Here is a 22,326-nt window from a genome sequence, read left to right as displayed (position 1 = left end):
TCACGTTGCATCTTTCGTTGCGAGTCAAAGCTTTGAATGGTCTAATACTCCTATCGGTTCCGTAAACGGTAAGCAGAATGCACCAAGATAATCAGCCCACTTTTTTCTTTTTTGATTACGAGACTTGGGGAACAAGTCCAGCCAAAGATCGCCCAAGCCAATTCGCCGGCCTCCGCACTGATGAAAACTTCAATATCATTGGTGAACCTTTGGTGATGTACTGTCGCCCACCCGCTGATTATCTTCCTTCACCCGAAGCAGCTTTGATCACTGGCATTACACCACAAAAAGCGATGCAAGAAGGTCTACCTGAACCTGAATTTATCGCTAAGATCCACGCAGAGCTTTCTAAACCAAATACTACTAGCCTTGGCTACAACAGTATTCGATTCGATGATGAAGTCACACGTTACACCTGTTACCGCAACTTTATCGATCCTTATGCGTGGAGCTGGCAAAACGGCAACTCACGTTGGGATTTACTTGACGTCATGCGCGCGTGTCACGCCCTTCGTCCTGAAGGTGTGGAATGGCCAGAAAATGATGAAGGTTTCCCGAGTTTCAAACTTGAACATTTATCTGTGGCAAATGGCATCGAACACAGCAACGCTCACGATGCGATGGCAGACGTGATTGCAACAATTGAGATGGCAAAAAAAATCAAAGCGGCTCAACCTAAGTTGTTTGATTACTTCTTCTCTATGCGTAATAAGCGCAAGCTTAACGAACTGGTCGATATCGTTAACATGACGCCATTGATGCACGTATCTGGGATGTTGGGACGTGAATGCCAGTACACCAGCTGGATTGTGCCTGTTGCTTGGCACCCAACAAACAACAATGCCGTTATCACTATTGATTTGGCAAAAGATCCACAGCCAATTCTTGAGCTTTCCGCAGAAGAGTTAAAAGAGCGTTTGTACACCAAACGTGATGAGTTGGGTGACCTACTCCCTGTACCAGTGAAGCTCGTGCATCTGAACAAGTGCCCTATTCTAGCGCCAGCGAAAACACTCACTGCTGAGAATGCAGAATCTATTGGTATTGACCGTCAGCAATGTCTAACTAACCTCGCTTTGTTACGTCAACACCCAGAAATTCGTGAGAAACTCATTAACCTATTCTCTATTGAGCGTGAGTACGAAAAGAGTGATGATGTAGATACGCAACTTTACGATGGTTTTTTCTCGCCTGCTGATCGCGCGGCGATGGACATCATTCGTGAAACGGACCCAACTAACCTAGCCGCACTGGATATTGAATTTGATGACAAGCGCATCAAACCGTTGCTGTTTCGTTACCGTGCTCGTCACTACTCAAGCACACTAGATGACCAAGAGCAAAGACGCTGGGCACAGCACTGTCGTGAAGTCTTTGAAAGCCAGATTGAAGAGTATATGCTTAATTTAGAGAACTTAGTTCACGAACATGAAAGTGACGAAAAAAAGATAGCAATACTAAAATCTGTCTATCGTTATGTAGAGAGCCTAGCCTCCTAATTTCTTTCCTTGTTCAAGCGCACCTTCGGGTGTGTTTGTTGTTTTATATGCTGTCAAAATGATAAAAGATCGATTATTACAGCTGATCCATTTGCTCATTTCCCTCGCACTCATCATGGGAGCACTTGGTATCGGCAACACCATTCAAAAGTTCGCTGGCATTTCGGTTCCTGGAAGTGTCCTAGGCATGCTTGTGCTGTTTTTCTCCATGACTCTTGGCTTAGTCAAAGTCGAATGGGTTAAGCCCGGCGCGACACTTTTCATTCGCTACATGATTCTACTCTTTGTCCCTATCAGTGTTGGGCTGATGCAGCACTTTGATATGTTACTAGCGAATGCGCTTCCTATTATTGCTAGTGCAGTTGGTGGCTCACTGATTGTGTTGGTCACCTTAGCGTGGTTCTTAGACTACTTATTAAAGGAGAAACATTGATATGTGGTTAATCGTCACTATTGTGGTTTTCCTTGCCGCACGCCAAATTGCTATTAAGGTAAATAATCCTATTGCGAACCCCCTTTTGATCAGCATCGCGGTGTTAATCCCGTTACTTACCTTTTTAAAAGTGCCATTTGAAACGTACTACGCAGACAACGAATACATCAGCTTCTTGCTGCAACCAGCCGTTGTTGCACTGGCGTACCCGCTGTACGAGCAACTGCCACAGATCAAATCAAACTGGCGCATTATCGCTCTGGCCTGTACGTTAGGTAGTGTAATGTCAATGCTAACAGCGACGCTCATCGCGGTAGCGTTTAAAGCAGACATCAGCTTGATTGCAAGCTTAGTCGGCAAGTCGGTAACGACACCTATCGCAATGGAGATTTCTAGCCACCTGGGTGGTGAAGCTGCTGTTGCCGCTATTCTAGTGCTTATTGTGGGCTTATTCGGTGCCATTCTCGCGTACCCTATCTTTAACCTCATTGGCATCAAACACCCTATTGCACGCGGCTTAACGATGGGTACGGTATCGCATGCTTTGGGCACTGCCACCTGTGCAGAAAAACAACCAGGCGATGCAGCCTTCTCGTCCCTTGCATTAGTGCTTTGTGGCATCATCACTTCTATCCTTGCGCCTAGCTTCTTTGCTTTAGCTGTTTGGTTGTACCAATAAAGACCTCAATGATCTGCCTTGCTTTACTCTCCTCTAAAGCGAGCAGGTCATAGCCTCTCCTAGAAAACTCGCAGTATGAATATCAGTTGATATAGTTATTAGTGGGACAGAGATAACGTTAAATCGTGATGAAATCGAATACATGTGTGACCTCACTCTAATTATGTAACGTAAAGTTCAATTACATCAATTAACGTGATCTGAAGCACGGAACATTTTCATCCTTCACATAGAATAACTGTCCATGCACTAACAAGGATTCAACATGAAAAGTCGCATTGAACAGGCGCTAACAAGCGCTCCTGAAGCACTTTCAAAACATCTTGCTCCTATCGTCCAAGCAGACGATTTTGATGCTACTATTTCTGAGCAACAGTTTGATGAGCTGCTAAACGCTACCAATCTTTCTGATAAAGAGCTTCGTGTTGCTCTACTTCCTTTTGCCGCAGCGTTCTCTTACGCTCCTATTTCTGAATTTTATGTTGGCGCGATCGTTCGTGGCCTCTCTGGTCGCCTTTACTTCGGTGCAAACATGGAATTCTTTGGCGTTCAGCTAGGGCAAACCGTTCACGCAGAGCAATGTGCAATCAGCCATGCATGGATGAAAGGTGAACGTGGTGTAAAAGACATCACCATCAACTACAGCCCATGCGGACACTGTCGACAGTTCATGAATGAGCTAAGCACTGCGAAAGAGCTTAAGATCCAATTACCAGAACGCGAAGAAAAATCACTGCATCACTACCTTCCTGAAGCGTTTGGCCCTGCAGACTTAGGTATTGAGTCAGGTTTGATGGCAGAAGTGAAACACGAGTTTGTTTACGATGAAGACGATACTCTGATTCAAGAAGCTGTTAACGCAATGAACATCAGCCACGCGCCTTACACGAACAACCTCAGTGGTATTGCTCTTGAGATGAACAGTGGTCGCGTATTCCAAGGGGCTTATGCAGAAAACGCTGCATTCAACCCTAGCCTACCTCCACTTCAGGTCGCACTGATTCAAATCCTGATGGCAGGAGAGCAGTTTGAAGACATCAAAGCAGCGGCACTAGTCGAGAACTCGCAAGGCAAGATCAGCCACCTAGCTGATACTCAATCGACGCTTGAGGCACTAAACCCTGATATTCCAGTGAGTTTTGTGAACGTTTAACTCATTCAGGCCTCAAGTAATAAGCTCTACTCTGTGTAGGGCTTTTTTATTATCAAAAAACTCACGCAAACGTTTGCTTCGGACTAAAAATTCAGTATGATCCCCTGCAATTTCTGTTTCATCACTTTATTTTGTAAGGGAACACTATGTTCGGTACTGCTACTAGCACTCATGCTACCCGTGTATTACTTTTGGGCTCAGGCGAGCTTGGTAAAGAAGTGGCAATTGAATGCCAACGTCTTGGCTTGGAAGTGATCGCATGTGACCGTTACGCCGATGCTCCAGCAATGCAAGTGGCGCATCGCAGCTACGTCATCGATATGCTTGACGGCCAAGCACTAGAAGAAATCATCAGCAAAGAGCAGCCTGCGTATGTAGTGCCTGAGATTGAAGCTATCGCGACGGACAAATTGGTTGAGTTAGAAGAAAAAGGCTTGAACGTTGTTCCTACTGCAAAAGCGACCAAGTTAACGATGAACCGAGAAGGTATCCGTAGGCTCGCTTCTGAAGAATTGGGCTTAACCACCTCTCCTTACCAGTTTGCAGACAACGTTGAAGACTTTAAAGCGGCGGTTGAACATGTAGGCATCCCATGTGTTGTTAAACCAGTGATGAGCTCTTCGGGCAAAGGTCAGAGCGTGATTAAAACGGAAGAAGACGTTCAAACCGCTTGGGAATACGCACAAGAAGGTGGCCGTACTGGTGCTGGCCGTGTCATTGTAGAAGGCTTTATCGATTTCGATTACGAAATCACGTTGCTAACAGTACGTGCAGTCGATGGTGTACATTTCTGTGCGCCGATCGGACACCGACAAGAAGACGGTGACTACCGTGAGTCATGGCAGCCACAAGCCATGTCAGAGAATGCAATCAAAGCAGCAGAATACACGGCTGAGAAAGTTGTTAATGCGCTAGGTGGCTACGGTATCTTTGGTGTGGAGCTATTTGTTAAAGGAGACAAAGTTATTTTCAACGAAGTCTCCCCTCGCCCGCACGATACCGGCATGGTGACGATGATTTCTCAAGATATGTCTGAGTTCGCGCTTCACGTACGCGCGTTTACTGGCATGCCGATTAACAGCATCGTTCAGTATGGGCCATCTGCATCCGCGGTTGTTTTAGGCCAAGGTACATCAACTGATATCCGCTTTGACAATCTTGCCAAAGCACTGGCTCAGCCACAAACTCAAGTTCGTTTGTTTGGTAAGCCTGAAATCGACGGCCGCCGCCGCTTGGGTGTCGTTTTAACCCGTCGCAAGACCATTGAAAATTCGATTGAAGATGCAGTGAACAACGCTTCTAAAGTACAGATCGTGTACTAATTCCGCGAATCCACACAAGAAAAACAAAAGCGCAGCTCAATTGGCTGCGCTTTTTCTTTGTGTAGACTCGAACAAACCGTTACTTGCTCTCGATTAAATACACTTCTTCAGAGAAACGGCTGAGCCCTTTCTTAGCGATTTTCGGATGGTTCTCGTCAGCCTTGTCTACGTGCAAACAAGTAATTTTGTAACCCGCAAACAACTGTTCGATCTCCTCGACTGGCACACTGAACGGAGGGCCTGACATCTCATCCTGAGGATAGTTGAGCGTCACTAATAAAATACGTCCACCAGGGTTTAGTAACTGCTTAACGCGTGCGGCGTATTCTTCTCGCATCTCTAGCGGCAATGCAACGAGTGCAGCACGATCATAAATGATATCCGCTTTTGAAACTGGGGCGGTAAAAAAGTCGCCAGTATAAATGGATAGCTCATCGAACTGATACAGCTCATGCATACCGTTAACCGGTGTTACGGTAGGTGTGTAAAAATGCTCAGCAAAAAATGCACGCACGGCAATTTGGCTCAGTTCCACACCCTGCACTTCATTGTGTTTCGTCGCAAGCCAGATTAGGTCTTCTGACTTGCCGCATAATGGAACCAACACTGTATCTTCACGTTTTGGGTTCGTGTGCTGCCAAAATGCAGGTAACAGTGGATTCACATCTTCAAGGTGAAACCCAATTTGATTACTGGCCCACTTAGTGTGCCAAAATTCTTGATCTCTCATTTTACTTCTACTTGTCGGCTGATAATTGTAATGAGCGCTTAGCGCAACTTTGTGGACTAAGACTAATGATTTTTCCAAATTTGTCTATGGCGTTCATCTTTGGTTAATACTGCGATGGTAGGATGACTATCGTTCAAGAAGGAACCCTTGCTTTTTCTGGTTGTCAGAATAAAGGAAGGAAAAATGGTGATCTAGAACACGATTCTACTATAAGGATAAAAGTCGACCTTGGGATCGTTCATAGAGGCCCCATTAATTAGGTAGAACCTGATTTGTTAATCTTAGTGACCTTTTCGTTACCCATTTTCTAAGTGCAAACAAGTTAAGGAGAGTGAATGAGCTTATTTTTACGTACTACAGCATTGATGCTTTTAGTACTAAGCCGTGCGCCGGCATTCGCCGCACTTCCAAATGTCCCGAGTAACGAGCAAGATCGTTCTGCTAGCCAAAACGAAGTTTGCTCAAAATTGTTCAAGCATAGCCTTAGTGGTCTATATGGCATTCAGTCAATCGACTCTAGACCAACTCAACCTTATTCAGATTTCGACGTCCTTTACAGTAAAGCTCACCAAGCACAGTTCGAGCTTGAAACCATCTGTAAGAGTACAGCCCTTCTAACTGACGCTCAGCCATACTTCGCAGGCGTTAAATCTCAACATCGTGCCGAAGAAAAGATTGCCCTCGAACTTGATGGCCAAGTCGAGCGTATTACTGACTTAGCACGTGCGACCATCGTTGCTGATGATGTAGCGAGCCTAGTATCTGTGTATGAAGCATTGGAACGTGAGACAACTATCGTAAAAGTCAAAAACCGCTTCAAAAAGCCAACTGTATCTGGGTACCGTGACTTGAACCTGTTGGTTCGCCTTCCTAAAACTAACCTTATTGCCGAAGTTCAATTGCACCTAAAAGCAATCGCTGATGTAAAGAACGGCCCTGAACACGATTTGTACGAACAAATTCAGAAGCTAGAGCGTCAAGCACTAGTAGAGGGCCGTAACCTAAACGATATCGAAATAGCATCGATAAAAAGCATGCGCACTCAATCGAAAAACTTGTACCAGGGCGCTTGGCATCCATACCTAACAACACACTTAGAAGCTGCTTAAAGTAGAAGTCTTACAAACAGCTAAGCTAACCTACCCAATACTAAAAACCACCGCTATTGCGGTGGTTTTATTTGTTCTTTAGCCACTACTGAAAAACACAAACAAAAAGACCACGACAAAGCGTGGTCTCATTCCATGTCACATGGCTTACTGGTCAATCTTTATGTTCTCTACGCGAGCTTTTAACTTCTGACCCGGGCGGAACGTAACGACTCGTCGAGCAGTAATTGGAATATCTTCACCAGTTTTCGGGTTACGACCAGGTCGTTCGTTTTTGTCACGAAGGTCAAAATTACCAAAACCTGACAGTTTTACCTGTTCGCCACTTTCGAGTGCCTTACGAATTTCTTCAAAAAACACTTCCACCGTTTCCTTGGCGTCCCGTTTACTAAATCCCAATTTATCAAACAGGTTTTCTGCAAGTTCGGCTTTTGTGAGCGCCATAAAACTTTCCTCAAAGCTATGTTAAACAATGCTACCTTAGTGTAGCGCCAGAGCAGTTTTACCCTACCAATTCAACAACATATCGGGGTTACATCAGGAAGTGTATGCCAAGCTTATGATTTTCGCCAACTTTTTTCTTTGCTAATATACCGAATATTTCACCATCGAAGTACTTTACTCACCAGTATTTCCAGATTTTACTTTAATTCCCTCTAAAGTTAGGAAGCTATCCAGTCCAAATTACTAGTTTTAAACATCAAAACAAGATTATTCACTATTTAATAAAAATGTCAGATACTGGTCACTTTACAAACAATTGACATAAAACTTCTCAGTTTTTCAGTAGTTTGAGTCACTCTGAAAATAGATCTGACCAGTTGTATTCATTGGAGTTTTTATTCAGTTTCTACTGATCTGGTAGAAAAATGAAACCTTGAACAAAAGCAAAATTCTGCACGTTGTATCATGACGGTGAAAGGAAAGGTTGATACTGTTTTTATATTCCATCTCACCATCAGAGTACCAATATGCTTCACCAAGTCGTCAGCATTCTATTCCCAGTCTTTGCTTTGGTTTTTGTTGGTTATTTAGTTGGTCGCTTTATCAAGCCCGACTTTCGCCCAATAAATCGCATCAATATGGATGTATTCACGCCTGCACTCGTATTTTCGTCTCTAGTAAGTATGCCGATCGACATGGGTCAAGCTCCTCTTTTGCTTGCCGCTATTATTGCGGTAATCGTACCTGGCATTGTGATGGTGCCAATTACAAAGTTGACAGGTCTATCCTTCAAAGCATGGGCGCCACCGCATATGTTCAGAAATAGCGGAAACCTAGCGATCCCGCTGTTCACTTATACTTTCGGAGAGCTCGCTCTCCCTTCTGCGGTGCTGCTGTTTGTTGTCTCCGCGTGTTTACATATCAGTTTAGGCGTGATGCTTCTTAGTAGTGGTAACCCGCTTAAACAAATCATCAAAATGCCGATTTTTTTATCCGCTTCACTCGCACTGGCTATGAACCTTTCTGGGGTTAGCATTTGGAATCCACTGTATGAAGCGACGGCATTACTTGGTCAAGCTGCCGTCCCAGTTATGCTTCTTTCATTGGGCGCACAGATGTTAAATCTGAGGTTGGATGGCTTAAAGGTAGGCCTCGTGTGTACAGCACAATCACTTGGGACAGGCGCAATTGCATTTGCACTCATTTATTGGCTAATCCCACTACCGATAATGCAACTGCAAATGATGGTACTGTTCACTATGCTTCCACCAGCCGTAATGAACTACTTGTTTGCTGAGCGGCTGAACATTGAGCCAATGACCGTCGCTTCAATGGTCTTGTTTGGCAACTTCTTCAGTATACTCACATTACCGCTATTGCTGATGTTCACCCTATCGCTCTCCTAATTACTCTCTACCATCAACTTTACTATTAAAACCGGAGAGTTGAATGTTAGACTGGCATAAAAATACCCACTCCCCCCCCCCCCCGGGGCGACTAGACCTTATGAAGTCAATTATCCAGATCAGCGATTGCCACTTAAGTGATGAGCCCAGCTTTGAAAACCTGCGTAAAGCCCTGCTCCTTGCTCAGAAAGATGCTTCCTGCAATACCCTTTTGCTTACTGGTGATCTTTGTTGCAACCCCAAAGCGGGTGACTACCTGACTCTACTAAATGTTGTAGAAGAACATATCCAAGATAAGTCGATCTTCGCGATTGCGGGCAACCACGATGATGCGAAGTTGATGAAGCAAGAGCTGCGCGGCAGTGGTATCAAAGTCACAGATAAAGCGAGAATCCACAACCGTGAAGTCTTGTTCTTAGATTCCAGCACCAAACCTTTAGATAAGCGTCATCCTTTAGGCTCTGGCCGTATCGATAACCGCGGGCTAGCACGTTTGAATAAACAGCTTCGCCATACAACCAACCCGATTGTTGTAGTCCACCACCCTGTTATTCCCGTCGGTTCAGAATGGATGAAAGCCATTTGCTTGGAAAACGATGCAAGCTTACTTGCGCTTTTGGCGGAGCATCAAGTTCAAGATGTAATTTGCGGGCATGGTCATGATGCATTAACGGTCACACAGCAAGGCATCACCCAACACATGGCACCGGCGACGGCCTACGGGTTTGACCACGAAATTAATGAATATAATCGAAGTGAGAAGATTGGCGTAAATAAGCTTTGCTTTGAGGAGAATGGAATTACCGTCGAAACGATTTGGCTGTAGCTATTCTCTATTCTCTATTCTCTATTCTCTATTCTCTATTCTCTATTCTCTATTCTCTATTCTCTAGATATAAAAAAACCCTGCCAGTTTGGCAGGGTTTTCATTTCTTAAGAAGATACGTTACGCGAGATTAGTCACGTAGAGACGCACCAAACTTCTCAGAAACGTGAGCAACGATAGCGTCAACCGCACCAGCGATATCTGCATCTTCAAGCGTACGCTCAAGTGACTGTAGAGTCAGAGCGATTGCTAGGCTCTTCTTACCTTCTTCAACACCTTTACCTACGTAAACGTCGAACAGTTTCGCATCTTTAAGGAACTCGCCACCTTGCTCTAGACAAGCGTTAACGATGTCACCAGATGCAACAGCTTCATCCACTACTACCGCGATATCACGACGGTTTGAAGGGAACTTAGAAAGTGCTACCGCTTCTGGGATCACTTTGCTGTTGATTGCAGACCATTCGATTTCGAATACGATAGTACGACCGTTTAGACCGAACTTACGCTCAAGCTCAGGGTGAACTGTACCGATCACGCCCACTTCTTTGCCATCTACGATGATTGCCGCAGATTGACCTGGGTGAAGTGCTGGGTGCTTAGCTGCAGCGAAAGAGTATGCTTTTTCGTTCGCAGATAGCTCTAGAATTGCTTCTAGATCGCCCTTAAGGTCGAAGAAATCAACCGTGTTAGTTTCGATATCCCAGTGCTCTTCACCGCGAGTACCAGCGATAACACCTGCAAGCATTGGCTCTTGGCGCATGCCGTTTTCTGCAGATTCACATGGGATGAAACGTAGGCCGTATTCGAATAGACGAACGCGTGGCTGTTGACGCTTCTGGTTGTGAACAACCGTATTCAGCAGACCTTGGATAAGACCAAGACGCATTGCTGACATGTCTGCAGAAATTGGGTTTGGAAGCACTAGAGGCTCAACACCAGGTACCACTAGCTTTTGTTGCTCAGGCTCAACGAAGCTGTATGTGATTGCTTCGTGGTAACCACGGTCAACAAGAAGATCACGAACGCGTTTCAGTGGAAGATCCGCTTCAACGTGGTTGTGCATCTTAAGTGCTGCTGCTGGGTGTTGGTTAGGGATGTTGTCGTAACCGTAGATACGGCCAACTTCTTCAATCAGGTCTTGCTCGATAGCGATATCGAAACGCCATGTTGGCGCTACTGCCACCCAACCTTCTTCAGAAGCTTCAACAGTCAAACCTAGGCGCTCTAGGATTTCTACTACGTCAGCATCAGCGATGTGGTGACCTAGTAGGTTGTCTAGTTTAGTGCGACGTAGAGCAACTTTGTTTGGCTTAGGTAGGTCTGCTTCAGACTCTACTGCAACAACAGGTGCTACTTCACCGCCACAGATTTCAACAAGAAGCTGAGTTGCACGCTCCATTGCGCTCACTTGTAGTGCGTAATCCACACCACGCTCGAAACGCATTGAAGAATCAGTGTGCAGACCGTAGTTACGTGCGCGACCGCGGATGTGGTCAGGTGCAAAGAATGCACACTCTAGTAGAACGTCTTTAGTCTCAGTTGTTACACCAGACTCTTCACCACCAAAGATACCTGCGATTGCAAGTGCTTTGTTGTGGTCAGCTACAACTAATGTATCTGCGTTTAGTTCTGCTTCGCTGCCGTCAAGAAGTGTTAGCTTCTCACCTTGCTCAGCCATACGAACTACGATGCCACCTTCGATCTTCGCTAGATCGAACGCGTGCATTGGTTGGCCTTGCTCTAGAAGAACGTAGTTAGTGATGTCTACTACTGGGTCAATAGAGCGGATACCACAACGGCGCAATTTCTCTTGCATCCATAGTGGTGTTTCAGCTTGAACGTTTACGTTCTTAACCACACGACCTAGGTAACGTGGACACGCAGCAGGTGCTTTTACTTCGATAGACACTTTGTCTTCGATTGAAGCTGCTACTGCTTCTACTGATGGCTCAGTCACGTCAGCACGGTTAAGTACGCCAACTTCACGAGCTAGACCACGAATGCTGAAACAGTCAGCGCGGTTTGCTGTTAGGTCTACGTCTACCGTTACGTCGTCTAGGCCTAGGAATTCACGGAAATCGGTACCGATTACTGCGTCTTCTGCTAGTTCCATGATGCCATCTGACTCAACGTCGATACCTAGTTCAGTGAATGAACAAAGCATGCCGTGAGATGGTTGACCACGTAGTTTCGCTTTTTTGATTTTGAAATCGCCTGGAAGAACAGCACCAACAGTTGCTACTGCTACTTTCAGACCTTGACGACAGTTAGGTGCGCCACAAACGATGTCTAGAAGCTCTTCTTCACCCACGTCAACTTTAGTCACGCGCAGTTTGTCTGCATCTGGGTGTTGACCACATTCAACAACGTGACCAACTTTAACGCCGTTGAACGTACCTGCTACAGGTAGCACGTCATCAACTTCTAGACCCGCCATTGTAATTTGGTGAGTTAGTTCGTCAGTGGTAATCGAAGGACTAACCCACTCACGAAGCCATGATTCGCTGAATTTCATAGTGATTTATCCCCTGGATTACTTGAACTGTTTTAGGAAACGAAGATCGTTCTCGAAGAACGCACGTAGGTCGTTTACGCCGTAACGAAGCATTGTTAGACGCTCAACACCCATACCGAATGCGAAACCAGAGTATTTTTCAGGGTCGATGCCTACACTACGTAGTACGTTCGGGTGAACCATACCGCAGCCTAGTACTTCTAGCCATTTACCGTTTTTGCCTTTCACGTCAACTTCTGCTGAAGGCTCAGTGAACGGGAAGTATGATGGACGGAAACGTACTTCTACTTCCTCTTCGAAGAAGTTACATAGGAAGTCGTGCAGGATGCCTTTCAGCTGTGCGAAGTTTACGTTCTCATCAACCAACATGCCTTCCACTTGGTGGAACATTGGCGTGTGCGTTTGGTCGTAGTCGTTACGGTATACACGACCTGGTGCGATGAAACGGAATGGTGGTTTACCATTTTCCATCGTACGGATCTGTACGCCTGACGTGTGAGTACGAAGCATCAAATCTGGGTTGAAGAAGAAAGTATCGTGGTCAGTACGCGCTGGGTGATCAGCTGCGATGTTTAGTGCATCAAAGTTGTGGAATGCATCTTCGATTTCTGGACCAGACTCTGTGTTAAAGCCAAGTTCGCCGAAGAACTTCTCAATACGCTCAACAGTACGAGTAACTGGGTGTAGACCACCGTTCTCAATACGACGACCAGGTAGTGTTACGTCGATCGTTTCTGCTGCTAGCTTCGCTTCTAGTTCTGCACGTTGTAGTGCGTCTTTACGAGCTGCGATAGCTTGCTGAACTACGCCTTTCGCTTTGTTGATCTCTTGACCAGCTTCACGGCGTTCTTCCGGTGGTAGTTTACCTAGGCTTTGAAGTTGAGCAGTTAGCTCACCTTTTTTACCTAGATACTGAACACGCACTTCATCAAGTACGACTAGCGATTCTGCAGCTTCAATTGCTGCACTCGCGTTAGCAATGATCTCTTCTAGATGTTGCATCGTTTCCTCATCTACCTATTGGTAGTGTCCATAAAGGAGTGATTGGTTTTTTGATAGCTGTACATAGTAGCCAAACCAGCCACCAATGCCAAATTGAATTACGAAAAGAAGAGGTTATTGAATAAAAAGAAGGCAAAAACGTAAAAAAACAACTAACCATACAAACGTTCAACCGCACTCAATCAGCTCAAGTGCGATTTGGATGCACTATGATTGTGTTTTTACTTACTTAATCACAGCGATGGCGCTTGGACCGAACACACTGTGTTTTTACCGTTTTGTTTGGCTAAATAGACAGATTCATCGGCAGCTTTGATGAGATCAGTATACGTTTTCATCTCATTGCGACGTTCAGCGACACCGACACTTATACTGCCTCGCCAAGGCTCTAGACCTGTTGGTATGAGGATATGAGAAATTTGCTTTCTTACCGCTTCAGCGACATGTAAACCGCCTTTAAGTTGAGTCTCTGGACAAATTACCAAGAATTCATCCCCACCTAGACGGCAGACAATATCATCACTTCTGAAATAATGTCTTAACGCCTTGGCCAACTCGCTGAGTACAACATCTCCAGCGTCATGACCACAAGTGTCGTTAACCTGTTTAAAGTAGTCAGCATCAATCATGATACAAACTAAAGGCTCGAGCTGCATGTCCTGTTCTTGCCAACAGTTTTTTAAAGTGCGAATTGCACTACGGCGGTTGGGTAATCCTGTCAGAGAGTCAGTGAGTGACAGCTCTTCAAGTTGCTTATTTGCTTGAGATAGCTGTTTCGTTCGCTCTGCGACTTTTTCCTCTAGAACCAAGTTAAGCTTCAATAACTCACGATTCCGTTCTGATACTTGAAGAAAAAGTGCGCTTAATGCCTCAAGCAAAGGCTCGGTGGAGTTGTCTGCTTTGCGCTCTTCGGTTTCATAGGCGTCCAAGGGCGAGCTACCATTTTTAATAGCTTCAACTTGACGAGCCATATTTTGATCAATACCTAGAATATGGTAAGCCAACCAGTGAATTAGAAAATCAAGAAGCTGTTCTGCTGCTTTTTTATTCTCTTCGCTAATAAAGCTTTGCATGCTAACAATGTCTGTCATGAAAGAGCGATGAACTTGTATGTGCTTTTGGATATGATCGTAATGCACCCCAACTTCACGCATTAGATTTTCTTCTTCCTTGAAGTGGAACTCTGCATAACGAGACAACTCGAATAAAGCCAATTGAATGTCTTGAAGTGATATATTGTTGTGCGCTAGGAGTTCACCATATTTATTGATGAATTCCACGAGATACTGGTGCTGCTCATCGACTAGCTCTATTCCAGTTTCAAAATACTTATCCCAACGAAATGAATTCACCGTTACAACTCCTAACCAACGAGCTGGCATATTCAGTTGCTTATGTGCAGCAACCAATACCACAATTAATATAAGGAATAGTAACGATAAACATCAGTAATTGCTTTAATAGTCAGTCAAAATAATGACGTAGATCTCTATACCGTACGACTTTTGACTTAACCCTCAAATTTAATCTAAAGTCGTATTGAATAGAGCTAAATAAACTCACCTCCATGAACAAGATGCTACAAGCCGATAAGCATTTCCTTCATGAGAAGCTAAGTGTCAACGCCAACTGTGTATGGTTGAGTTAAAAACTTAGCATTCAAACTCTCCCTAACACTCCGGAAAACTCCTATATAGATAAGCTAGGTTTATCACCTGCCGATGCTATTGCATAGCGGATGTCATCAATAAAATGCTGCTGAGTCTCGATTATACCGTCTGAAAAGGTAACGGGTTCATGAGGTCCGGCAATCAAAAGTACGTTGGTAAAATCTGATACATTAAAGTTCTCTGCCACCACGTTCTTTGAATGAAAATCTAATACGATTTTAGCAACTTTCTCTTCAAGTACGAGTAGTTGCTCCTCTGTTATTTTCATTCTCGATAATGCAACACGAACACACTTTTCCTGTTTCGTTGTTTGTTCCTTTATGATCTCTGTATATTTGTCATTAAGCTTTGAGTTGTCGGCATAACTATAATAGAGAGGACCATGCAACGTGATGTTGTTTTCCTCGTCGACATAAACCAGATCGAGCAGTTCAAGCGCTCCCAGATAATCTGACATGCTTTGTTTTGAAAGATCATACTTTTTCATGAGAATGGTATAGCCGTCTTTTCCTCGTAGCATACGTAGTTCACGGTAGAAATCGTAAAGGTGGGGAAATTGGAAAAAGACTTCGTCTTGCGTGTGGCTAAAGTAGTCCTGATCCTCAGCTTGAAGTTGGTTAGCCAGCTTTTGTAACTCATCTAATGTGCAATCTACTGCTCGACAGTACTCTAGTAGTTTATCTAAAGCTAGGTTCGTACTAGTAAGATGGCGCTTGAAGGTTGACAGCGGCATACCCATTTTTTCTGATAGCTCTCGATACGTTAGCCCTTTTGTTTTTATCGCCTGCCTTAACGCTGCCAACAAGTACTCGGGAGTGAGTTCTCTCATTAAAAGTTCCTAGTTCTCTGTTACGTTTATATTATATTTGTAACAATTTAGAACCAAGTAGCAAGACATAAGTTCATATTTTTATAAGAAAAACGTGAATTAATATATCATTGATCACATTTATCAACCCGATACCTGCCCACAAAATGCATTCAGTTTCATTATAAATTACAAATCATTTAGATTATAAACATTGTAAACAACATGCTATTCGTCGCATTTAATGCTATTTTTAAGCGGAAATTTGAGTATTTCCTACTCAAAGAATAGCCCTAATTTAGAATATTCACCCTAAAAAGCATGTTGGCAAAATTGCATTTTTATGCAAAGTCGTAATGTTTATTTTCGGTGAATTGCTTTTTTGCAAACACTACGATCGACATCAACCAAGTGAGCACGTAAAAACAGTAAGTGTATAACAGAGATTCCAAAAATAATGATAGGAATGTAGATGCTCGGCACTGATACCGCGATGTGAACCAAAGTCATTTTGAGCTTTTCAATTGCTCCAACCGAATGCTCAATTCCTTTGATATTGCCATCAGCAAAAATACCAAAAGCAAGATAATACAACATTAGATACATCAAGATAGATTCTTTCCACTGCCCTCTCTCCAAGTGAAGAATAGCGACAATGGAAACAAGCCAAGACAATAGTAATAAAGCAAGCAAACCCAAGAAGTCGATAGGAAAAGACAACATGGTGGCAAGTAGATTACCTTTAGCTGCTAACGTCGCAACGAGCAAGCAAACGCAGAAAGTCACAATCGTATTGTTTAACACCGTATCACGCATAAATACACCTCCCTTTTCAGGGGGCGGATTATGAATCACAATCGACCATCTGCATTTTGCTTAAGAGGGTTAGTCGAGGGAGAGTTTACAAATCCATCTTATTAATCATGACTTTGCAACACACCGTACAGTGCTACCTATTTCTAAACGAGCTTTACTGCGGTGCCAAATGCAAGAATTTCCGAAGAGCCATCGACAATCGAACTGGTGGTAAAACGGATGCCGACGACGGCATCTGCTCCTAGGTTCGCTGCATCTTCAACCATTCTTTGAATAGCAATATTACGGGCTTCAGTCATCATTTCGGTATAGCCTCGAATCTCTCCGCCAACAATGCTTTTTAAACCGGCCATGAAGTCACGCCCAATGTGCTTTGACTGAACCACATTGCCCGTCACGACACCTTTTATCTCGGCAATCTCTCGCCCAGGAATCGTCTCGGTTGTTGAATAAATCATGTTATACCTCAGTAAGATAGTTAGATAACTCAATTAAGTTACCATCTGGGTCTCTGATGTAAACCGATAGGATGTTACCAATTGCACCTGTCCGTTGGACGGGGCCATCAATAACCTCGATAGAATGGAAGTTTAAATGGGAAAGCACGTTTGCAATTGGCGTATCACATACAAAACACAAGTCGACACTCCCAAAGGCCACCTGACTCGCCTTAGGTTCAAATTCATTGCCAAGCTGATGAAGATTTATCTTCTGCCGCCCATATACCAAAGCAACACGCCCTTCCCCGAAAGTAACACTTTCCATACCCAGAATCTGTGTATAGAAATCCAGTGTGGTTTGAATGTCTTTAACAGTCAGTACAAGGTGATCCAAGCGATTTATTTTCATTAAAGCCTCTCTACAATGCTTCAGATGAGATGACTGCCTCAATCTCAATAGATAAGTCGGGGTGAATCAAACGGCTCACCTCGACTAATGAACAAGCTGGCAAATAACCTTTATAGAAGTCGAATAACACCGAGCGAATCTCTGGCAGTTGGTTCATGTCGGTTACAAATATGGTCAGCTTGACCAAATCGCGTTTCTCTCTTTGTTCTTCTGTGAGTATCTGCGACAAGTAAGACAGAATCGTTTTTGTTTGCTCGATTAGGCTTTCACTTTGGTCAGCCCTGACACATATAAAGTCTCACAATGTCTCGTGGCATGAACATAAGGACCAGAAATTTGCGGCAAAAATTCGTAACTGATTCGTTGAACCATGTTGTCTCCCCTTCCCTAGCGGTTGTATTTTCGTTTGTTCAGTATCTCTTTCACTTGGTGCGTTTTTTCTAAATCTATCTCATAAACATTGGCCAGCGCACAAATATAATAGAGTGCGTCATAGAGCTCTTCCGCGATTGTTCCTTTAATTGTGTCTTCTGTCGGCTGACCTGTAGCGCCTTTCCTAATCGACTCAGACAGTTCACCTACTTCTTCAATCAGTTTGAGAAAGTAATGGTGCTTCTGTTCCGGGTCGTGATCAAACTCTTTTATATGCGCTTGTAGTTCACGGATTTTCATTCCTAGTCCTTTTGCTTGTTGTCCGATTCCACCCTACCATAAGTAGATAACAGAATGATTTAACGTGATATTCCTTTGCTTAAAACAATGCAGTGATAGTCGCGCCCTAACTCATGCTCAGTATCATCAAATTGCTCTATCTGATTGAAGCCTTGCTTAAACCAAAAACGAAAAGAGTCGATATTCTCAACGTACGCGTTCAGCATGGCTTTATCGAAAGGCGCATACTCAAGAGCAACCGCCAGTGTGCTATCAACGATTTCCTTTCCTAAACCTCGACCTTGATACTTAGGAGTCAGGCACAACATTGGTATCCATAAACATTCTTTCTCAGGAAAATTCAGTTCGAGTTGGATATAACCTATAGCATCCCCCTCTTTTGTCGAGATTTTCCTGAGGTAGAAGGCTTCTAGGTCTTCCGGCCTTTTCAGCAAAGCACTCTTTGAAATTAGCGCTTCATACTCGCAAATCGGCCAGTCACGAAAGGTATGGTCTTGAGCCACTTTTGGATGATTAGAGGCAAATAGAGACTTAGCCAGTTCGGCCTGCGTGGTGTCGAAAGTAGAAAAAATTAAGTTCTTTGATTCCCAATAGCTCGGTAACACAGATACTCCTTATCCATGATGTGATGAGTAGGGGCAAAATAACAAATCCAGTCATCAGAGCAACTGATTTGGTTAGAGTTGGGATGTAAGCAGGGAAACGGGAAACGGGAAACGGGAAACGGGAAACGGGAAACGGGAAACGGGAAACGGGAAACGGGAAACGGGAAACGGGAAACGGGAAACGGGAAAGTTTACGCCAGCGAAAGCTGAAGGCAATAAAAAAGGAGAGCTAATGCTCTCCTTCTCTTAATCCTAAACTGCTAATTAAAGAGCAGCTTTCGCTTTTTCAACTAGAACAGCAAATGCTGCTTTGTCGAATACTGCGATGTCCGCTAGGATCTTACGGTCGATCTCGATAGATGCTTTCTTAAGACCGTTGATGAAACGGCTGTAAGATAGACCATTTTGACGAGATGCTGCGTTGATACGTGCAATCCATAGTTGACGGAATTGACGTTTCTTAGCGCGACGGTCACGGTAAGCGTATTGACCAGCTTTAGTAACTGCTTGGAAAGCTACGCGGTAAACACGTGAACGTGCACCGTAGTAACCTTTAGCTTGTTTTAGAACTTTCTTATGACGTGCACGAGCTTGTACACCACGTTTTACGCGAGGCATTATGCTTCTCCTAAACTAAACGATTGATAACTAAAAAGAATTAAGCGTATGGCATCATACGAACAACTGCAGCAACTTCACAACGTGGAAGAATTGCATTTGGACGTAGTTGACGCTTGTTCTTAGTAGTACGCTTAGTCAGGATGTGACGTTTAGTAGCGTGCTTGTACTTAATACCACCAGCAGTTTTCTTAAAACGCTTAGCAGCACCTTTGTTGGTTTTCATCTTAGGCATGATGAATAACTCCGCATTGAGTAGGTTTAATAAACAACGTAATTAGGGCGAACAAAACCCAGCCGCTATACCTTTTATTAGAAGGAAAGGCGGCTAGGTCTTAATTACTTGATGAGCCGTTAATTACTTCTTTTTAGGGGCAAGAACCATGATCATCTGACGACCTTCAATCTTACTTGGGAAAGATTCCACTACAGCAAAGTCTACAGTGTCTTCTTTCAAGCGATTTAGAACGTCAACACCGATGTCTTGGTGTGCCATTTCTCGGCCACGGAAGCGAATTGTTACCTTCACTTTGTTGCCTTCTTCAAGGAAACGCGTCAGGTTGCGTAGTTTTACCTGATAGTCTCCAATATCAGTTCCAGGACGGAATTTTACTTCCTTAATCTGAACCTGCTTTTGCTTTTTCTTCTGCTCTTTAGCAGATTTGCTCTTCTCAAAGAGGAATTTGCCGTAGTCCATAACACGACATACTGGCGGCTCAGCGTTAGGACTGATCTCCACAAGATCCATGCCTGCTTCTTCAGCAGCTGCGATCGCTTCTTGAATCGATACAACACCAACTGATTCACCGTCAGCGCCTGTTAGTCGAACTTCACGAACGCCACGAATTTCACCGTTCATACGGTGTGGGTTTTGTTTTACCGGCTGTTGGCCGCGTCTTCCGCCTTTAATAGCTTATTCCTCCAGATTGAGCTTACGGCTTGAAATCTCGTCTTGGATGTATGAAATGAAATCATCCACTTTAAATTTGCCGAGATCTTTACCTTTACGAGTACGTACTGCGATTTCGCCTGCTTCCATCTCTTGGTCACCGACAACAAGCATATACGGTACACGCTTCAAAGTGTGTTCGCGGATTTTAAAGCCAATCTTCTCATTTCTCAAGTCCGCTTTAGCTCTAATTCCACTTTTTTGTAGTTTTTGTACTACTTCCTGAACATAATCTGACTGTTTATCAGTAATGTTCATAAGAATTGCCTGTTCCGGCGCCAACCAAGTTGGGAAGAAACCTGCATAATCTTCGATAAGAATACCAATGAAACGCTCTAGTGAACCTAAAATCGCACGGTGAATCATCACCGGAACAAGACGTTCATTGTTTTCACCTACATAAGTTGCACCTAGGCGACCTGGTAGGTTGAAGTCTAGCTGAACAGTACCACACTGCCATGCACGGTCTAGACAGTCGTATAGTGTGAATTCGATCTTAGGACCGTAGAATGCACCCTCGCCTTCTTGAATCTCGTATGGAATTTCCATTGATTCTAGAGACTGTTTCAATGCTTCTTCAGATTGATCCCAGATTTCGTCTGAACCTACACGTTTTTCTGGACGAGTAGACAGTTTCACTACGATGTTGTCGAAACCAAATGTTTGGTACGTATCGTACACCATCTTGATACAATTTGTTACTTCTTCTTGAATTTGGCTCTCAGTACAGAAAATGTGAGCGTCATCCTGAGTGAAGCCACGTACACGCATAATACCGTGTAGTGCACCAGATGGTTCATTACGGTGACATGAGCCGAACTCAGCCATACGTAGTGGTAGGTCGCGGTACGATTTTAGACCTTGGTTAAAGATCTGTACGTGACCTGGACAGTTCATTGGCTTGATCGCGTATTCACGGTTCTCAGAAGAAGTTGTGAACATCGCGTCTGCGTATTTGTCCCAGTGACCAGAACGTTCCCAAAGAACACGGTCCATCATTAGAGGACCTTTTACTTCTTGGTAACCGTACTCATCTAACTTAGCGCGGATGAATACTTCTAGATCACGGAAGATAGACCAACCGTTGTGATGCCAGAACACCATGCCTGGTGCTTCTTGCTGCATGTGGAATAGGTCTAGTTGCTTACCAATCTTACGGTGGTCACGCTTAGCTGCTTCTTCTAAACGAGTTAGGTGCGCTTTCAATGCTTTCTTATCGTGGAAAGCGGTACCGTAGATACGTTGAAGCATTTTGTTGTCGCTGTTACCACGCCAGTAAGCACCTGCAACATTCAATAGAGTGAAGTGTTGGCAGAAGCTCATGTTAGGAACGTGAGGACCACGACACATGTCGATGTATTCTTCATGGTGGTAGAGGCCTGGACGATCATCACGAGATACGTTTTCGTCTAGGATTTCCACTTTGTATGGTTCGCCACGTGATTCAAACGTATCACGTGCTTCCTGCCAGCTAACTTTTTTCTTAACAACTTCGTACTTGGTTTTCGCTAGCTCTTTCATACGCTTTTCAATCTTTTCAAGATCGTCTTGCGTTAGAGACTCATCTAAGTCGATGTCGTAGTAGAAGCCGTTGTCGATGGTTGGACCGATCGCCATTTTAGCTTGAGGGTAAAGCTGCTTAAGAGCGTGACCAAGAAGGTGAGCACAAGAGTGGCGAACGATTTCTAGACCGTCTACTTCATCTTTTACTGTGATGATCTCAAGGCTTGCGTCTTCTTCAATTAGATCGCACGCATCAACGCGGTTACCGTTTACACGACCAGCGATAGTTGCTTTTGCAAGACCAGGACCGATCGATTGCGCAACTTCCATAGTAGAAACTGGGTTGTCAAATTGACGCTGACTGCCGTCAGGAAGAGTAATAATAGGCATGCTATGTCCTTTACAGTGGTGTTGCACACCAAGCAACACATGTTATTCAAATTAGAAGATATTTCGAGAGTCGATGACGGTCGCTCAGTAACACGAATACCGGACCTTCATCGGAACGAGGATTGTACATAGCTCACATTTAGAATGCAAAGAACGATTTCCATTAACCTCAGTATTCCAAGTTATTGACTAATCTCTCCCTAATAGCATGCTCTATCGTTGGTCAATATCATTTTAATTACCTTTAAATCACGGGACAGCTATAAAAAGTTATCAAAGAGGATGAACCCCATATAACAAATAATGACTCATAGCATTTTTACGC

The 22,326-nt window shown here is 44.0% G+C and carries 23 protein-coding genes and 1 pseudogene; 8 read left to right on the top strand and 16 right to left on the bottom strand.

What is annotated here, in order from left to right; all coding sequences use genetic code 11:
- Positions 1 to 77: 77 nt before the first annotated feature.
- From sbcB to purT, 5 genes are all read left to right on the top strand, one after another.
- Positions 78 to 1,499 (top strand): exodeoxyribonuclease I, encoded by a 1,422-nt coding sequence (gene sbcB / locus BSZ04_RS14555; protein WP_088880664.1) that lies wholly within the window; start codon positions 78 to 80, stop codon positions 1,497 to 1,499.
- A 58-nt stretch (positions 1,500 to 1,557) separates the two neighbouring features.
- Positions 1,558 to 1,932: a CidA/LrgA family protein gene (locus tag BSZ04_RS14550; RefSeq protein ID WP_010448702.1), complete on the top strand. Its 375-nt coding sequence runs from the start codon at positions 1,558 to 1,560 to the stop codon at positions 1,930 to 1,932.
- Position 1,933: 1 nt separating this feature from the next.
- Complete coding sequence (locus BSZ04_RS14545; protein WP_088880663.1) at positions 1,934 to 2,611, top strand: LrgB family protein; 678 nt, start codon at positions 1,934 to 1,936, stop codon at positions 2,609 to 2,611.
- Between the two features lie 265 nt (positions 2,612 to 2,876).
- A complete protein-coding gene (gene cdd, locus BSZ04_RS14540) occupies positions 2,877 to 3,764 on the top strand; it encodes a cytidine deaminase (RefSeq protein ID WP_088880662.1) in 888 nt (295 codons plus the stop codon).
- A gap of 146 nt (positions 3,765 to 3,910) precedes the next feature.
- Complete coding sequence (gene purT / locus BSZ04_RS14535) at positions 3,911 to 5,086, top strand: formate-dependent phosphoribosylglycinamide formyltransferase (RefSeq protein WP_088880661.1); 1,176 nt, start codon at positions 3,911 to 3,913, stop codon at positions 5,084 to 5,086.
- A gap of 79 nt (positions 5,087 to 5,165) precedes the next feature.
- Here purT and BSZ04_RS14530 read toward each other — a convergent pair whose 3' ends face one another.
- Positions 5,166 to 5,816: a thiopurine S-methyltransferase gene (locus BSZ04_RS14530; protein ID WP_071236205.1), complete on the bottom strand. Its 651-nt coding sequence runs from the start codon at positions 5,814 to 5,816 to the stop codon at positions 5,166 to 5,168.
- Between the two features lie 335 nt (positions 5,817 to 6,151).
- Between BSZ04_RS14530 and BSZ04_RS14525 the strand changes: the two genes are divergently transcribed.
- Positions 6,152 to 6,925, top strand: a complete 774-nt coding sequence (locus BSZ04_RS14525; protein WP_088880660.1) for a nucleotidyltransferase family protein — start codon at positions 6,152 to 6,154, stop codon at positions 6,923 to 6,925.
- Between the two features lie 147 nt (positions 6,926 to 7,072).
- Here BSZ04_RS14525 and ihfA read toward each other — a convergent pair whose 3' ends face one another.
- The gene (gene ihfA / locus BSZ04_RS14520) at positions 7,073 to 7,369 is read right to left on the bottom strand and encodes an integration host factor subunit alpha (RefSeq protein WP_010448692.1); all 297 of its coding nucleotides are present in this window, start codon (positions 7,367 to 7,369) and stop codon (positions 7,073 to 7,075) included.
- Between the two features lie 527 nt (positions 7,370 to 7,896).
- On the opposite strand from ihfA, the gene BSZ04_RS14515 reads away from it, so the two are divergent.
- Positions 7,897 to 8,775, top strand: coding sequence for an AEC family transporter (locus BSZ04_RS14515; protein ID WP_045389282.1), 879 nt, complete (start codon positions 7,897 to 7,899; stop codon positions 8,773 to 8,775).
- 100 nt (positions 8,776 to 8,875) lie between these two features.
- The gene (locus tag BSZ04_RS14510) at positions 8,876 to 9,601 is read left to right on the top strand and encodes a metallophosphoesterase family protein (RefSeq protein ID WP_088880659.1); all 726 of its coding nucleotides are present in this window, start codon (positions 8,876 to 8,878) and stop codon (positions 9,599 to 9,601) included.
- A gap of 130 nt (positions 9,602 to 9,731) precedes the next feature.
- Here BSZ04_RS14510 and pheT read toward each other — a convergent pair whose 3' ends face one another.
- From pheT to thrS, 14 genes and pseudogenes are all read right to left on the bottom strand, one after another.
- A complete protein-coding gene (pheT, locus tag BSZ04_RS14505; protein WP_045390358.1) occupies positions 9,732 to 12,119 on the bottom strand; it encodes a phenylalanine--tRNA ligase subunit beta in 2,388 nt (795 codons plus the stop codon).
- Positions 12,120 to 12,137: 18 nt separating this feature from the next.
- Positions 12,138 to 13,121, bottom strand: coding sequence for a phenylalanine--tRNA ligase subunit alpha (pheS, locus tag BSZ04_RS14500; protein ID WP_005439802.1), 984 nt, complete (start codon positions 13,119 to 13,121; stop codon positions 12,138 to 12,140).
- A gap of 233 nt (positions 13,122 to 13,354) precedes the next feature.
- Positions 13,355 to 14,473 carry a GGDEF domain-containing protein gene (locus BSZ04_RS14495; protein WP_029560997.1) on the bottom strand — a complete coding sequence of 373 codons (1,119 nt, stop codon included), beginning with the start codon at positions 14,471 to 14,473 and terminating at the stop codon, positions 13,355 to 13,357.
- Between the two features lie 337 nt (positions 14,474 to 14,810).
- The gene (locus BSZ04_RS14490) at positions 14,811 to 15,620 is read right to left on the bottom strand and encodes a helix-turn-helix domain-containing protein (RefSeq protein ID WP_010448682.1); all 810 of its coding nucleotides are present in this window, start codon (positions 15,618 to 15,620) and stop codon (positions 14,811 to 14,813) included.
- 339 nt (positions 15,621 to 15,959) lie between these two features.
- Positions 15,960 to 16,454, bottom strand: coding sequence for a hypothetical protein (locus BSZ04_RS14485; RefSeq protein ID WP_231896317.1), 495 nt, complete (start codon positions 16,452 to 16,454; stop codon positions 15,960 to 15,962).
- A 104-nt stretch (positions 16,455 to 16,558) separates the two neighbouring features.
- Positions 16,559 to 16,873, bottom strand: coding sequence for a heavy metal-binding domain-containing protein (locus BSZ04_RS14480; protein WP_005443150.1), 315 nt, complete (start codon positions 16,871 to 16,873; stop codon positions 16,559 to 16,561).
- 1 nt (position 16,874) lies between these two features.
- A complete protein-coding gene (locus tag BSZ04_RS14475) occupies positions 16,875 to 17,264 on the bottom strand; it encodes a VOC family protein (protein ID WP_088880658.1) in 390 nt (129 codons plus the stop codon).
- A gap of 10 nt (positions 17,265 to 17,274) precedes the next feature.
- Positions 17,275 to 17,636, bottom strand: a pseudogene (locus tag BSZ04_RS14470) (RidA family protein).
- A 15-nt stretch (positions 17,637 to 17,651) separates the two neighbouring features.
- Positions 17,652 to 17,936, bottom strand: coding sequence for a MazG nucleotide pyrophosphohydrolase domain-containing protein (locus BSZ04_RS14465; protein WP_010448672.1), 285 nt, complete (start codon positions 17,934 to 17,936; stop codon positions 17,652 to 17,654).
- A 59-nt stretch (positions 17,937 to 17,995) separates the two neighbouring features.
- A complete protein-coding gene (locus tag BSZ04_RS14460; RefSeq protein ID WP_088880657.1) occupies positions 17,996 to 18,541 on the bottom strand; it encodes a GNAT family N-acetyltransferase in 546 nt (181 codons plus the stop codon).
- Between the two features lie 264 nt (positions 18,542 to 18,805).
- Positions 18,806 to 19,159: a 50S ribosomal protein L20 gene (gene rplT, locus BSZ04_RS14455; protein WP_004727974.1), complete on the bottom strand. Its 354-nt coding sequence runs from the start codon at positions 19,157 to 19,159 to the stop codon at positions 18,806 to 18,808.
- A 40-nt stretch (positions 19,160 to 19,199) separates the two neighbouring features.
- Positions 19,200 to 19,394 carry a 50S ribosomal protein L35 gene (rpmI, locus tag BSZ04_RS14450; protein WP_010448653.1) on the bottom strand — a complete coding sequence of 65 codons (195 nt, stop codon included), beginning with the start codon at positions 19,392 to 19,394 and terminating at the stop codon, positions 19,200 to 19,202.
- 123 nt (positions 19,395 to 19,517) lie between these two features.
- Positions 19,518 to 20,069 carry a translation initiation factor IF-3 gene (infC, locus tag BSZ04_RS14445; protein WP_081469140.1) on the bottom strand — a complete coding sequence of 184 codons (552 nt, stop codon included), beginning with the start codon at positions 20,067 to 20,069 and terminating at the stop codon, positions 19,518 to 19,520.
- 3 nt (positions 20,070 to 20,072) lie between these two features.
- Positions 20,073 to 22,001: a threonine--tRNA ligase gene (thrS, locus tag BSZ04_RS14440; RefSeq protein WP_010448649.1), complete on the bottom strand. Its 1,929-nt coding sequence runs from the start codon at positions 21,999 to 22,001 to the stop codon at positions 20,073 to 20,075.
- Positions 22,002 to 22,326: the final 325 nt, after the last annotated feature.

The organism is Vibrio rotiferianus (genome assembly GCF_002214395.1).
Lineage (GTDB): Bacteria > Pseudomonadota > Gammaproteobacteria > Enterobacterales > Vibrionaceae > Vibrio > Vibrio rotiferianus.
This window is presented reverse-complemented; position numbering and strand designations above follow the sequence as displayed.

What these genes read in the sequence shown, in the direction of transcription:
- sbcB (WP_088880664.1), top strand. Translation starts at nt 78, where the DNA reads ATGCACCAAGATAATCAGCCCACTTTTTTCTTTTTTGATTACGAGACT.
- BSZ04_RS14550 (WP_010448702.1), top strand. Translation starts at nt 1,558, where the DNA reads ATGATAAAAGATCGATTATTACAGCTGATCCATTTGCTCATTTCCCTC.
- BSZ04_RS14545 (WP_088880663.1), top strand. Translation starts at nt 1,934, where the DNA reads ATGTGGTTAATCGTCACTATTGTGGTTTTCCTTGCCGCACGCCAAATT.
- cdd (WP_088880662.1), top strand. Translation starts at nt 2,877, where the DNA reads ATGAAAAGTCGCATTGAACAGGCGCTAACAAGCGCTCCTGAAGCACTT.
- purT (WP_088880661.1), top strand. Translation starts at nt 3,911, where the DNA reads ATGTTCGGTACTGCTACTAGCACTCATGCTACCCGTGTATTACTTTTG.
- BSZ04_RS14530 (WP_071236205.1), bottom strand. Translation starts at nt 5,816, where the DNA reads ATGAGAGATCAAGAATTTTGGCACACTAAGTGGGCCAGTAATCAAATT.
- BSZ04_RS14525 (WP_088880660.1), top strand. Translation starts at nt 6,152, where the DNA reads ATGAGCTTATTTTTACGTACTACAGCATTGATGCTTTTAGTACTAAGC.
- ihfA (WP_010448692.1), bottom strand. Translation starts at nt 7,369, where the DNA reads ATGGCGCTCACAAAAGCCGAACTTGCAGAAAACCTGTTTGATAAATTG.
- BSZ04_RS14515 (WP_045389282.1), top strand. Translation starts at nt 7,897, where the DNA reads ATGCTTCACCAAGTCGTCAGCATTCTATTCCCAGTCTTTGCTTTGGTT.
- BSZ04_RS14510 (WP_088880659.1), top strand. Translation starts at nt 8,876, where the DNA reads ATGAAGTCAATTATCCAGATCAGCGATTGCCACTTAAGTGATGAGCCC.
- pheT (WP_045390358.1), bottom strand. Translation starts at nt 12,119, where the DNA reads ATGAAATTCAGCGAATCATGGCTTCGTGAGTGGGTTAGTCCTTCGATT.
- pheS (WP_005439802.1), bottom strand. Translation starts at nt 13,121, where the DNA reads ATGCAACATCTAGAAGAGATCATTGCTAACGCGAGTGCAGCAATTGAA.
- BSZ04_RS14490 (WP_010448682.1), bottom strand. Translation starts at nt 15,620, where the DNA reads ATGAGAGAACTCACTCCCGAGTACTTGTTGGCAGCGTTAAGGCAGGCG.
- BSZ04_RS14480 (WP_005443150.1), bottom strand. Translation starts at nt 16,873, where the DNA reads ATGATTTATTCAACAACCGAGACGATTCCTGGGCGAGAGATTGCCGAG.
- BSZ04_RS14475 (WP_088880658.1), bottom strand. Translation starts at nt 17,264, where the DNA reads ATGAAAATAAATCGCTTGGATCACCTTGTACTGACTGTTAAAGACATT.
- BSZ04_RS14465 (WP_010448672.1), bottom strand. Translation starts at nt 17,936, where the DNA reads ATGAAAATCCGTGAACTACAAGCGCATATAAAAGAGTTTGATCACGAC.
- rplT (WP_004727974.1), bottom strand. Translation starts at nt 19,159, where the DNA reads ATGCCTCGCGTAAAACGTGGTGTACAAGCTCGTGCACGTCATAAGAAA.
- rpmI (WP_010448653.1), bottom strand. Translation starts at nt 19,394, where the DNA reads ATGCCTAAGATGAAAACCAACAAAGGTGCTGCTAAGCGTTTTAAGAAA.
- thrS (WP_010448649.1), bottom strand. Translation starts at nt 22,001, where the DNA reads ATGCCTATTATTACTCTTCCTGACGGCAGTCAGCGTCAATTTGACAAC.